This is a genomic window from Pseudomonadota bacterium, from assembly GCA_034660915.1.
Lineage (GTDB): Bacteria > Desulfobacterota > Anaeroferrophillalia > Anaeroferrophillales > Anaeroferrophillaceae > DQWO01.
In genome coordinates this window covers 11154-24231 of record JAYEKE010000232.1, presented here as the reverse complement: position 1 = coordinate 24231, position 13078 = coordinate 11154, and the positions used below count along the sequence as shown (strand labels likewise).

Below are 13078 nucleotides of genomic sequence, written 5' to 3'. Positions count from 1 at the left end.
TTAGTGTGAAGAAATCTTTTTTAGTGGTTATGGTCCTGCCGGTTTTATTTTTTGGCTTGCTGTTATCTTCCTCCTGGGCCAAGCCTTCGGCTTGTGAGGACTGTCACTTAAAACTGAATCCGGGAATTGTTAAGGATTTTAATCATGGCAAGATGGCCAAGAAACTTACCTGTAAGTCGTGCCATGGCAAGACTCACATGAGTGCTGCCGACGTTGATAAGGTCAAGCTGCCAACCATCAAAACCTGCAAACGCTGCCATTCAAAACAAGCGAAACAATATATGAGTGGTAAACACGCGCTGGGCCTGCTGCCAATTACGGCTTTCCCTGATTTTGCGCATCAACAGCCACAGGCTTTTATTGCTGGGCAGAAGGGCTGTAATGGTTGTCACAACATGGGAGTTGTAGATGATAAGGCGAGGGATAATGAAGTTCGTAAGTATTACAAGTATGGGATGGACTGCCAGAATTGCCATACCCGTCATGCATTTTCAAAAGCGGAAGCCCTGCAGCCTGAGGCCTGTAACAGCTGTCACACCGGTTTTGATCATGCCCAGTGGGAAATGTGGTCTCATTCCATACATGGTGCGGCCTATAAAACCGACCGTCAGGCCCATCGTGGCCCCACCTGCCAGGATTGTCACATGGCTAAGGGTGATCACCGGGTTATGTCTGCCTGGGGTTTTCTGGCCCTGCGCTTGCCGGAAGCAGACCAGGAATGGATGGGATATCGGGTGACCATCCTGCAGGCTCTTGGCGTGCTCGATAAAGACGGAAAACCGACTCCGAGGCTTGAGGTGGTTAAGGCTGCCAATATGGTAAGGCTGGATAAGGAAAGTTGGGACAAAGAACGGGCGCAGATGGAAGCAATATGTCAGCAATGTCATTCAGCTAACTTTGCCAAAGAGAATTTGAAAAATGCCGATTTGATGATTAAAGCGTCGGATAAGATTTTTGCAGAAGCGATCAATATTGTTGCCGACCTCTACCGGGATGAAACTATCAAGCAGGAAACCAATCAGGCAACTTTCCCCTATCCTGATCTGCTGACCTTCTATGAAGTAAGGACTCCGATTGAGGAAAGTCTTTATGAAATATTCATGGATTTCCGCATGAAAACCTACCAGGCGGCCTTTCATCAAATGCCGGATTATACTACTTGGTACGGTTATGCCAAGATGAAAGAAACGCTGGTTGAGATGAAGGGAATGGCCAGCCAGATGAGGTTGAACGCGAAAAAACAGTAACCTGCAGCTGACGAAAAAATGAACACTTGATTCCTGCGGTGTGGTCCATTGTATCGGGTGGTCACGCTGCAGGAATTTTGCTGTCAGACTTGACTGTTTGTGGTGCTTCAGCTTTTTTCCTCTTATCAGCGGTTATAATTTCTGCTGTTTTTCAGCCAAAAACAGTAGCTTCTGGTTTCAAACAACCAGCTTTGGCGGTTTGTCAATGGTTTTTTCTGGAAAGGTTATGCGGATGCCTCTTCTTGTATTTGTTTTTCTGGTTTTTGTGTATGGTCTGATTTTGGTGCATTTCTATTTTGAACAGCGGAAGATGCTCTATTGTCCTGAAGGGAATATTCCCGCGGCAGAAGATCTTCGCGCTCATGGACTGCGTTTATGGCCGGCGGAAGACGGTCAGGAATTCGTGGGGTTATTGGGTGGCTGTGTTTCAGGTGATTGCCGTGGAACGGTTATCATCTTTCACGGTAATGCCGGTACCGCACTGGATCGTTATTATTATTTGTTGCCACTTAAAGTCCTGGGTTACCGGGTTCTGCTGGCTGAATATCCCGGTTATGGCGGTCGGCCGGGGAAGCCCAGTGAGGAAACATATGTTGTCGATGCCAGGAAAATAATAGCCAGGGTTCATGCCGAATTTCCCGGACCACTTTATCTGTGGGGTGAATCACTGGGTTGTGGGATTGTGGCAGCCGTTGCGGCTGAATCGAGAGCTGATGGGGTGGTGATGCTGACTCCCTGGGATTCACTGGCAACTGTGGCCAAGTCCTACTACTGGTATTTGCCGGTCCGCTGGCTGCTCCGGGATCGCTATGATAATCTGCGTAATCTTTTATCGTTTAACTGGCCGGTAGCTGTCCTGGTAGCTGAAAAGGATAAAACGATTCCCAAACGATTTGGCCTGCATCTTCATGCACAATTGCCGGAGCCAAAAAAACTATGGTTTTTTGCCGGTGCCGGACATTCAGATTGGCCTTCCAGCCCGGAAGAAAAATGGTGGGCTGAGGTTATGGACTTTCTGGTTTCTCATTAACTTGAGGCTACCTTGAAAAACGGCCTTTTTGCTCGATTACGGCGTTAGACCCACATTATAATCCTCAAAATATGAAATATATTCCTGCGGTTATAATTTTTGCCTGCCTTGTACTCAAACAAAAATTCTAATTTTTCAAGACAGCCTTGATGGTGTATCCAGTCCGGCGGCTATTTCCCGCTGTAAATCTTCAACCACCTGCAGAGGATCAGCAGCCCGTTTGATGGGTCGTCCTACCACCACATAATCAGCCCCACTCTGAATGGCCTGTCTGGCAGTGGTAATCCGCTTCTGGTCATCCTGCTCGATTTCTCGGTTGATTCCAGGCCTGATTCCCGGGGTGACCACCAGAAAATTATTACCCAGCTGGCCGCGCAGCCGCCCGGCTTCAAGCCCTGAGGAAACAATCCCGTCACAGCCCAATTCCAGGGCTTTTTTCGCCCGGTAATAAACCAGCTCTTCAATGGAACCCGTAAGGCCCATCTGTCGTAGATCATCCTCACAGAAGCTGGTCAGCACGGTTACCCCGAGGATTTTGATGTCCCGTCGGCCCTCTACTGCGGCTTCAATAATTGCGTCATTGCCATGGACGGTGGCGAAGGTGACGCCCCGGTCATTTAACTGCCGGACCGCCAGCTTGACGGTTTCGGGAACGTCAAAAAATTTCAGGTCGAGCATGACTTTGTGACCGCGCTGGGTTATCCACTCCACCATCGGGAAGCCGCCGGCAAGAAACAGCTGCAGCCCCACTTTGTAAAAATTGACCTGGCTTTCCAGCTTTTCTACCCAGGTTTTGGCATCGTCGGCCGTGGGAACATCCAGGGCGAATATGAGGCGATCAGTCAGGGGGATATTTTTGCTGTTCATGGGCTGCCTTTCAGTAATGATGATCAGGTTTTAACCATAGCGGCTAAGCTGTATAATGAACCCCTTGTCTTTGTCAATAAATATTGCTTTCTTTTTGTCTGTTGTTGCGTTACGTTAACGGCCGACAAGACAGTGTGATCCACTAAGGGTTCTCTCAAAAATAAGTTCGCAGAATTGGCGCTCAGATTTGGGTTTGATTTGTGCGATCCGATTGAGCAAAGCCGCAGGAATAGTGAGCTATTTTGAGGACTTTGTGATTGAGGATCGTGCAAAGACAGCCTGAAGATGAGATGCCAAAATGTGAAGTTATTTTTGAGAGGGCCCTAAGATTGTCAGGAAAGAATATCTATTATGGTATTTGTTAAAATTCTCCTGCCTATATTTCTGATTATTGCCTTTGGGGTCCTGTTTGAAAAACTCAAGCGACCCGACTTTAAATCCATTTCAGATCTTACCCTGTATTTTTTTACTCCCTGCCTGATTTTTTCCGGTTTGATTAAAGGGCATGAGCAGCTCAGCAGTTTTTTGCCCCGAGCCATCGTTTTTATGTTGTTGATGACGTTGTTTTTTTGGGGGGTATCTGCTGTCTTTGGACGATTACTAGGTCTGGATGCCCGGAAAACCAGTGCTTTTTCCCTGTCGACCATCATGATGAATACCGGCAATTATGGTCTTCCTCTGGTACTTTTCGCTTTTGGTAAAGAAGGCCTGGCTTACGGAGTTATTATTCTGGTTCTTTTTACTTTTCCTCTGGGAACTCTGGCTATTTATATTGCTTCCCGTGGGCAGGCCTCAATCAGGGAGTCCTTGCTGGAAATTTTTAAAATACCATTGTTTCATGCCGTTGTCCTGGCCTCTATTTGGCGATATTTTCAACTGCCGATGCCTTCCGTACTCCTGAAATCTATTGATCTGGTGGGCCAGGCGGCTGTCCCGGGGCTTCTAATGCTTCTGGGGATGCAACTCTCCAGGACCAGTATTCGTGTTGGCACACTGCTGCCGGTTTTAAGCAGCAGCGGATTGCGCTTAATCCTTTCACCCCTGATTGCTATCGTGTTGTGCAGTATGCTTGGTATTCATGGTTTGCCGCGCAATGTTCTTATTCTTCAGACCAGTACCCCTTCTGCCATCATCCCTTTGCTCTACGCCATCAATTATGATACCCATCCTGAGATGGTGGCGGCGACTATTTTTGTTTCCACCCTGCTCAGCGGTGTTACCCTTACCCTGGTGCTTATCTATCTGGGTGTTGGCTGAAAACATCAGTTCTCAACTTTCTGATTTGCATTGCCAAAGATATATTACCGGATGTTCGGGCTTGGCTCATAGCGGTATTGACCGCCGAACGAATCACCACGATGGTGATTCGCGGCGGACGCCCGGGGACATTGCTTTAGCGGTGTCCCCACAACCGGCCATGGACGGCCGGAGAGAATGAGTGAGAGGCATGTCGGAACATCCCTCCAAGATTTATTTCAGCTGTTTTTAGAACAACTCAGAAAGTTGAGCTCAGTTGCTGCATGGTTTTAGCCTGCTGGCGGGTATTTCCTAGAACAATATTTTATGTTTATCAAAAAAACCGTGCTTCAGGCGCGGTTTTTTTGGTTTTTACCCTTGACAAAAGGAGATGATGAAGGTATCTAGTGGGGATAAGTGGTTAAAAGTGGGTGATTTTCGTATTAGCAGGGTTCCGGTGGGAGAATTTAGTGTTTCGTGGTCGTTACGAATACTCTATTGATGCCAAAGGGCGGTTGAATATTCCGTCTAAAGTGAGGGAACTGCTGGTGCAGGAATATACCCCTTCATTAATGGTTACCAATGGTTTTGATGGCTGTCTGGATTGTTTTCCCTATCCCGAATGGACCTGCCTGGAAGATAAGGTTTCCCACCTGCCGCAAAATAAAAAAGAAGTGAAAAACTTCCACCGGTTTTATCTTTCAGCTGCGGTTGAATGTTCTCTGGACAAGCAGGGCCGGATTCTGGTTCCGCCCTCTTTGCGAAGTTATGCCCAATTAGAAAAAGAAGTAGTTATTGTCTGTGCAGTAAAAAAGATTGAAATCTGGAGTAAAGAGCGTTGGGAGGTCGAATTGACGGATACGCTTGGAGCTGCGGGGGAAATCAGCGCGGCAATGGCTGAATTCGGCATATGACCGATGCCGGCGGAAATGAATCATGTACCGGTTCTGCTCACTGAAACCCTGAAATATCTTAATGTTTCACGTTTCAGGGAGCAGGACGGTGTTTTTGTCGACGCGACCTTTGGTGGTGGTGGACACAGTATGGCGATCCTGGATCATACCGGTCAAGGTCTAAAGCTTATTGCCATTGATCGGGATCGGGCTGCAAGTCAGAGAGCCGTTTCATTGCGGCAACAATATGGTGAGCGTTTTTCACTCCTTCAGGGTAATTTTGCCGATCTTTCCCAGTTGCTAAGTGAGATTCAGGTCAAGGGAATTGATGCCTTGTTACTGGATCTCGGACTTTCTTCCTATCAGTTGAGCAATGCACCACGAGGATTCAGTTTTCAGCTTGATGGTCCATTGGATATGCGGATGGACCAAGGACAGGAATCTTCCGCGGCTGCTATCATCCGTACCGGTACCGTTGATCAGTTGCGGGATATCTTCAGGCGATTTGGTGAAGAACCGTATGCCGGATCCATTGCCAGAGCCATTGTCGCTGCCCGATCTCAAAAGCCCATAACCACGACCAGGGAACTGGCCGACTTGATTTTGTCATTGACACCGCCGGCAAAAAGTCACCGTCGGCTGCATCCGGCTACCCGGGTGTTTCAGGCTTTGAGAATTGCCGTCAATGAAGAACTGCAGGCGTTGATTGCGGTTCTTGAAGCCGGGCTTAGCTGTTTAAACAAGGGCGGACGTCTGGTGGCTATCTCTTATCATTCACTTGAAGACCGGATTGTCAAAAGGATGTTCAGGCAATGGTCAGCTTCCTGTAGCTGTCCTCCAGATTTCCCCGTGTGTACATGTGGTAAAGTTCCTCAGGTTCATCGGTTGACCGGAAAAGTGGTGGTTCCGCAAGTGGACGAAATTGAGCGTAATCCGCGCAGCCGCAGTGCCAAGTTGAGAGCGGTGGAACGATTATGAAAAAACCAGTTGCCGGGGAGCTGCGGTGGAAGTTGCTTAATGGTGGATTGCTGTTGCTGATGGTCGGTTCAATTTTTGTTTATGCCTGGGTGCACTATCAGGTTGTGGAGCATGGCTATCGACTGGTGAAAGTCCGTCATCAGGAAAAAATAGTCCAAGAGAAGCATAAAAGATTAATTATGGAAATTGCCACCCTGAAGCAGCACGATCGTTTGGAAAAGATTGGTCGCCGTAAATTTGGTCTTCAATATCCTAAGCTGGGGCAGAAAATCCTGCTGAGATGAAACGTTATCGAAAAAAAGATCTCCAGCGATTTGAACGCTGGAAAATTATGGTTCTGGCGTTGGTTATGGTTTGCGGCGCTGCCGGCTTAGTGTCGCGGGCTTATTATCTTCAGATTGTCAGACATGATTTTTTTTATACCAAGTCGCTGCAGCAGAGCCGGCAGGCAGTTGAAATTCGGCCTGAACGGGGTGAGATTCTGGATTCCCGGGGCAATAAACTGGCGATCAGCCTGGAGGGCGAATCTGTTTATGTTCAGCCGCACAAAATTGTCAGTAAAAATAAGGCGGCCCGCAAACTGGCTCGTATCCTGCCTTTTTCAAACCGGCAGATATATCGTAAGCTGGCCGGTAAAAAAAGCTTTGTCTGGATTGCCCGTGATGTATTGCCCGGTCAGGCGGAAAAAATAAAAAAACTGCACCTTAAAGGAGTGGGCTTTGTCAAGGAAAGTCGAAGATTTTATCCCAACCGTGAGCTGGCCGGGCAACTCCTGGGGTTTGTCGGGGTGGACAGTAAAGGGCTGGAAGGGATTGAATATTGTTACGATCGTTATCTGCAGGGGAAAAAAAATGTTGTTTTTCTTGAACGGGATGCCAAAAGTGGGGTTTTGGACCCCGATGATTTAGGCTCTGTTGCAGGGAGCAGAGGGAAAACGGTAAGCTTAACTATTGATCGGACTATCCAGCATACGGTCGAGCATGAGCTGGCCCGGGCAGTTGCCGGATCCGGGGCTAAACGGGGTTTGGCCATGGTTGTGGATGTGGAAAGCGGTGCTGTCCTGGCGATGTCCCAGTATCCTTTCTTTAACCCCAATTCATTTACCAGTTCAAAGCCATCTATCTGGCGGAACCGGGCAGTGGTTGATATGATTGAGCCGGGATCAACCTTTAAAGTTTTTACCGTAGCCGCAGCCCTGGATCAAGGGGTCATAACTCCTGATAGCAGTTTTGATTGCGAACAGGGTAAGTACCGGATTGGGGGCAGGACTATTCATGATACCCATAAACATGGGAAATTGAATGCTAGTGAGATTGTAAAACTTTCCAGTAATATTGGTTGCTCGAAAATAGCAGCCCGACTGGGGAAACAGGAACTCTATAAGTTTTTGAGCCGTTGCGGTTTTGGCTCCCAGACCGGGATTGATTTTCCGGGGGAAAAAGAGGGGATACTGCGGGATTGGCACCGCTGGCGGGATGTTGATCTGAGTAACATTTCCTTTGGTCAGGGGGTGGGGGTTACCCCGGTGCAGTTGATGATGGCCTACGCGGCTTTTGCCAACGGTGGCTATCTGGTGAAACCGTACCTGGTGAAACAGGTGGTCAATGAGAACGGCTGGAAAGTGTATGAACATCACCCTGCCAGTGAACGGCGTCGGGCTTTTTCTCCCAAGGTTGCCAGACAGGTTTCGGCCATGCTGGAAAAGGTGGTGGATGATGATGGTACGGCCCCAAAGGCACGTATTCCCGGATACCGGGTGGCAGGGAAAACCGGCACTTCGCAGAAATATGACCAGAAGCAGAAAAAATATTCCCGTAAAAATTACCTGGCCTCTTTTATTGGTTTTATTCCAGCGCCTGAAAGCTATGGTAAATTGCTGGTGTATGTGCTGCTTGATGAGCCCCGGACCAGTATTTATGGGGGGATGGTCGCGGCTCCGGCTTTCAGCCGTATTGGTCAGCGTCTGCTGGCATATTTAAACGTGGAGCCGAGCAGTCGGGTGATGCTGGCTGCCCTGCCTGCCGTCAGGCACGGCGGGAAGTCAGAAAAGACTGCCAAACGGGAGGTTGAAATATCCGCTTCAATAGCTTCCATAGGTGCCAAAAAAAGCGCATTAGCTACAAATACCGGCATAATGCCGGATTTTTCCGGACGTTCTGTACGTGATGTTCTGGCATATTTTGGTACCTTGCCCGGTTCACTTGCTATCCATGGCAGTGGGAAAATAATGAAACAAAAACCCCTGCCAGGTAAACGTATTGTCGCTGGGGTTGGGATGGAGTTTGTCTTACAGACTGAAAACTGACAGTCTTATTACTTATAATCTCAACTTTCTGACTTGTAATGCCAGAGACATATTGACAGGTTGTTCGGGCTTGGTTCACAGCGGTATTGGCCGCCTGGGTGGGAACAGTTTTTAAAACTGTCCCCCATTGTGATTCGCGGCGGACGCCTCACAAGCCGGCCTGTCTGCGTGCGGCACGCACAGGCAGGCCATGGACGGCCGGCGAGAATGAGCGAGAGCCATGCCGGAACAGTCGGAGATATTGCGTTAGAACACCAATAAGCCCAGTTGTTTATAACAACTCAGAAAGTTGAGTTTTAATGAAAGAATAAATAATGATTGATCAGCGACCGCCAATTTTCCTGAATCAGCTGCTCGATGGAAATTACATTATTTCCCGATCCGGGGATGAGGATTTGTTGATTACCGGGGTGACATCTGATTCAAGGCAGGTGCTCAGCGGCAACCTGTTTGTGGCGGTTTCGGGAACTATTACAGATGGCCATCACTTTATTGATGAAGCCTGGCAGCGGGGTGCATCCGTGGTTGTTCTTGACAATCGCGACATGTTTGAACGGTATAAGACATCTCTGGCTGCAGATCAAATTCTTTGCCTGGTACAAAACAGTCATCGTACTTTGGCGCAACTGGCTGCCTGCTGGTATGGTGATCCGGCCCAATCCATGGTCATGATTGGGGTAACCGGCACCAATGGTAAAACAACCATTTCATATCTGTTGGAGCATCTTTTGTCGCATGCCGGTTATCGTGTTGGCGTTATAAGTACGGTTAATTATCGTTTTGCCGGTATCCAGCAGCCGGCAGCTCATACTACTCCGGGACCTGAAGAATTACATGCTTTACTGCGCCGAATGGTGGACGCCGGGGCGGACTGCTGCGTGATGGAAGTATCATCCCATGCTCTGGTTCAGGAACGGGTAGCTGCAATACATTTTTCCACGGTGGTTTTTACCAATCTGAGCCATGAACATCTGGATTATCACCAGGAGATGGAATCCTATTTTCAAGCCAAAAAACTGCTTTTTACCGGTTTGAATACTGATGTTTTCAAAGTAATAAATGGTGATAATATCTGGGGCAGACGTCTGCTGGAAGAAGTAAAATTTCCTAAGCTTTCCTATGGCCTACAACAAGGAATCGAATTCAGGGCTGGAAAGCTGGAATTTTCTTCCGGCGGCACCACTTTTATGATTGAGGCGGAAGGGAATACCTGGGAGTGTCATTCACCCCTGATCGGAAGGTATAATGTTGCCAATGTTCTGGCAGCCCTGACTGTTGTCCGGCATCTGGATAGCGAGATGAAGCATATGCTTACGGCAATTACACATTTTCAACAAGTCCCCGGTCGTTTGCAGCGGGTGACTAATCAGCGGGAAATGCATATTTTTGTTGATTATGCCCATACCCCTGATGCGCTGGAAAAGGTTTTGGGAGCATTGAAAGAATGTGCTGTAGCCGGCCGTCTGTTGATCCTGTTTGGCTGTGGTGGTGATCGGGATCGGCAAAAGAGACCTGAAATGGGCCGGATTGCTCAAGGTTACAGTGATTTGGTAGTGGTAACCAGTGATAACCCCAGGCATGAAGATCCTGAGCAGATTATCGCTGATATTCTTGCTGGCATGACCAGGTCCCCAGCCGTGATGGTGGAAAAGGATCGTCGCCGGGCCATTGCCAGGATTATTGCTGCCGGCCGGCCTGGAGATCTGATTCTGCTGGCTGGTAAGGGGCATGAAACATATCAGCAGATAGGTGATGAAAAATTTCCTTTTGATGATGTTCAGGTAGCTAAGGAGATGCTGGCCGCATGAGTGTAGTCCCGGTACCGGAAATTATTTTGACCTGTTCTCAGGTGAGCCAGGCAATTGGCGGGTGTTACCAAATCCCTGCTGGCGGGGAAGTCGTGATTTCCGGGATCTGCACTGATAGTCGGCTAACAAAGCCCGGGCATCTGCTCTTCTGTCTGCAGGGGGAGAACTTTGATGGTCATGATTTCATCCCCCAGGCTATAAAGGCCGGTGCGGTTGCGGTGGTGGTTACGGAGTCGTCGGTGAATCTGCAGTTATTGATCAGTAGCTATCCAAACGTATGCTTCTTTCCGGTTGTAGATACGTTGCGGGCCCTTGGTGATCTAGCCGCCTGGTGGTTGAAACAGTTGAACCCCAGGGTTATTGCGGTTACCGGCTCGAACGGCAAAACAACCACCAGGGAAATGATCAGTAGTGTGTTATCCCGAAAATGGGAAGTCCATTGTAATCGGGGCAATCTAAATAACCTTATCGGGGTGCCGTTGACCATCTTCGAGGTTAAAGTACATCATCAGATTGTGGTGTTGGAAATGGGGATGAATTGCCCGGGGGAGCTTGCCCGCCTGGCTGAAATCAGCCGCCCTCATGTGGTTATCCTGACTAATGTGGCTGCGGCTCACCTTGAGGGCCTTGGTTCTCTTGATGAAGTAGTTCGGGCCAAGAGCGAAATCTTTTCAGGCCTTCGGGACCAAGGATATATTATCTATAATGCCGATGATCGCCGGCTGGCTGAACTGGTGTCCCGGGCAGTTGAACGTAATCAGACCTGGGAACTGGTGCCGGTATCCCTGGATTCCGGGAGTGATAGTGAGCTCCGAGTCGATAATATTGTTACCGTTGCCGATGGCATGCGTTTTGTCCTGAAAACTGTGGGGACACCGCTAAAGCAATGTCCCCGGGTGCCGGTAGCTTTGCCGTTGTGGGGTCGACATAACGTGATGAACGCCCTGCTGGCGGCCACGGTTGGCTGGCGGGAGGGCCTTTCCCTGGAAGAAATAAGCTATGGGCTTTATAATGTATCATTACCGGCCGGTCGTTTGTCAGCCCATGTTCTGGCATCTGGTCGGGTAGTGATTGATGACAGTTACAATGCCAATCCTGCCTCAATGGTGGCTTCCCTTCACACTTTGAACGAGATTTGCGCGGGCCGCTATCGCGTCGCTATCCTGGGTGATATGTTTGAACTGGGCGAAGCGAGCGAACGGCTCCATGTCGAGGTTGGCACCGCTGTCGCCCTGATCAAACCGGATTTGTTGATAACCTATGGTTCACGTTCCCGGGTGCTGGCCAGCTCTTCGGTTTCCGGAGGAATGCCGGAAACTGCCGTCATATCATTTATTCCCGGTGAGGAAGATGAACTGCTGCATGACCTCCATGAGCGGCTTGTTGCTGAACACGTTATTCTGGTGAAAGGCTCACGGGGGATGGGGATGGAGAAACTGGTGGAGCGCCTGATAGAGGCTAAAGGCTAAAGGTTGAAGGTTAAAGGTGTAAGGCTAAAGGTAAAAGGTGTGATGAAGAAAGATCCGTTTACTGGTCAGGTCAGTGGCTACGCCGGCAAGGAGGAAAAAATGGGTGATGCAGAGGTGAACTCATGATCTATCATCTTCTTTATCCTTTGCATCATTTCTGGTCCATCTTTAACGTTTTTAAATATATTTCTTTTCGCACCATTTATGCCAGCCTGACCGCCGTTTTTCTGGTTTTCTATCTGGGCCCCAAAATCATCAGCTGGTTGCGGAAACTGTACATTGGTCAGGTGGTTCGTGAAGATGGTCCTAAATCGCACTTAAAGAAAGCCGGAACGCCGACCATGGGCGGGGTGCTGATTCTGTTTTCAGCGGCAGTTTCCACCTTGTTGTGGGGAAATCTGGCCAATCCTTATATTTGGCTGGTCCTGCTGGTGGCCATGGCCTTTGGCTTGATTGGCTTTGTCGATGATTACCGGAAAATGGTCCATAAAAATGCCAAGGGTTTATCGGCCAGGAAGAAACTTGGTTTACAGATCCTAGTAGCCGGGATTTTTAGTACCTTTCTTTACCTGCTGCCATCCTATCCTTCTACTTTGATGCTGCCATTTTTTAAGCGGTTGGCTCCCGATCTGGGCTGCTGGTATATCCCTTTTGCGATCCTGGTGGTAGTCGGAACTTCCAATGCGGTAAATTTGACCGATGGCCTGGATGGACTGGCAACCGGACCATCGATTATTGCTTTTAGTGTTTATTTAATATTTGTCTACCTTGCCGGTCATCGCTTGATGTCCAATTATCTGCAGATCATCTATCTCCCGGGGGTTGGGGAATTGTCTATTTTTTGCGGGGCTATGGTGGGCTCTTTACTTGGGTTCCTATGGTTTAACACCTATCCGGCTGAGATTTTTATGGGTGATGTAGGCTCTTTATCGCTGGGCAGTTGCTTAGGCGCGATAGCAGTGATGACGAAACAGGAGATAGTGCTGTTACTGGTGGGCGGGATCTTTGTTCTTGAGACCCTTTCGGTGATCATCCAGGTACTTTCCTTCAAGCTGATCGGCAAACGGGTTTTTCGCATGGCCCCGTTACATCATCATTTTGAATTAAAAGGCTGGGCGGAACCAAAAGTGATCGTCAGGTTCTGGATTATTTCCATCATGTTATCCTTATTGGCATTGAGTACCCTGAAGCTGCGCTAAAATTTTAAAGGCTAAAGGCTAAAGGCTAAAGGCTAAAGGCTAAAGG

11 protein-coding genes are annotated in these 13078 nt (G+C 48.7%); 10 read left to right on the top strand and 1 reads right to left on the bottom strand.

All coding sequences use genetic code 11. The features are described 5' to 3' along the window. On the top strand, nt 1-1247 hold a 1247-nt coding region (locus U9P07_12960), incomplete at its 5' end, for a multiheme c-type cytochrome (protein MEA2110314.1). A gap of 232 nt (nt 1248-1479) precedes the next feature. Further along, entirely contained in the window at nt 1480-2277 is a 798-nt protein-coding gene (locus U9P07_12955) for an alpha/beta fold hydrolase (GenBank protein ID MEA2110313.1), read from the top strand. A gap of 135 nt (nt 2278-2412) precedes the next feature. On the opposite strand, the gene pyrF is transcribed toward U9P07_12955, so the two are convergent. After that, nucleotides 2413-3144 carry an orotidine-5'-phosphate decarboxylase gene (gene pyrF / locus U9P07_12950; protein ID MEA2110312.1) on the bottom strand — a complete coding sequence of 244 codons (732 nt, stop codon included), beginning with the start codon at nt 3142-3144 and terminating at the stop codon, nt 2413-2415. A gap of 351 nt (nt 3145-3495) precedes the next feature. On the opposite strand from pyrF, the gene U9P07_12945 reads away from it, so the two are divergent. The 8 genes from U9P07_12945 (at nt 3496) to mraY (ending at nt 13032) form a co-directional block, all read left to right on the top strand. Continuing rightward, complete coding sequence (locus U9P07_12945; protein ID MEA2110311.1) at nt 3496-4401, top strand: AEC family transporter; 906 nt, start codon at nt 3496-3498, stop codon at nt 4399-4401. A gap of 449 nt (nt 4402-4850) precedes the next feature. Then, on the top strand, nt 4851-5294 hold the full coding sequence (gene mraZ, locus U9P07_12940; GenBank protein MEA2110310.1) for a division/cell wall cluster transcriptional repressor MraZ: 444 nt from the start codon (nt 4851-4853) through the stop codon (nt 5292-5294). 15 nt (nt 5295-5309) lie between these two features. Then, nucleotides 5310-6251 carry a 16S rRNA (cytosine(1402)-N(4))-methyltransferase RsmH gene (gene rsmH, locus U9P07_12935; GenBank protein ID MEA2110309.1) on the top strand — a complete coding sequence of 314 codons (942 nt, stop codon included), beginning with the start codon at nt 5310-5312 and terminating at the stop codon, nt 6249-6251. Further along, entirely contained in the window at nt 6248-6535 is a 288-nt protein-coding gene (locus U9P07_12930) for a cell division protein FtsL (protein ID MEA2110308.1), read from the top strand. The genes rsmH and U9P07_12930 overlap by 4 nt, the downstream gene beginning before the upstream one ends. After that, a complete protein-coding gene (locus tag U9P07_12925) occupies nt 6532-8556 on the top strand; it encodes a penicillin-binding transpeptidase domain-containing protein (GenBank protein ID MEA2110307.1) in 2025 nt (674 codons plus the stop codon). Before U9P07_12930 ends, U9P07_12925 begins: the two co-directional genes overlap by 4 nt. Before the next feature lie 314 nt (nt 8557-8870). Next, nucleotides 8871-10364 (top strand): UDP-N-acetylmuramoyl-L-alanyl-D-glutamate--2,6-diaminopimelate ligase, encoded by a 1494-nt coding sequence (locus U9P07_12920; GenBank protein ID MEA2110306.1) that lies wholly within the window; start codon nt 8871-8873, stop codon nt 10362-10364. Beyond that, nucleotides 10361-11833, top strand: a complete 1473-nt coding sequence (gene murF, locus U9P07_12915) for a UDP-N-acetylmuramoyl-tripeptide--D-alanyl-D-alanine ligase (protein MEA2110305.1) — start codon at nt 10361-10363, stop codon at nt 11831-11833. Before U9P07_12920 ends, murF begins: the two co-directional genes overlap by 4 nt. A 122-nt stretch (nt 11834-11955) precedes the next feature. Continuing rightward, nucleotides 11956-13032, top strand: a complete 1077-nt coding sequence (gene mraY / locus U9P07_12910) for a phospho-N-acetylmuramoyl-pentapeptide-transferase (GenBank protein ID MEA2110304.1) — start codon at nt 11956-11958, stop codon at nt 13030-13032. Nucleotides 13033-13078: the final 46 nt, after the last annotated feature.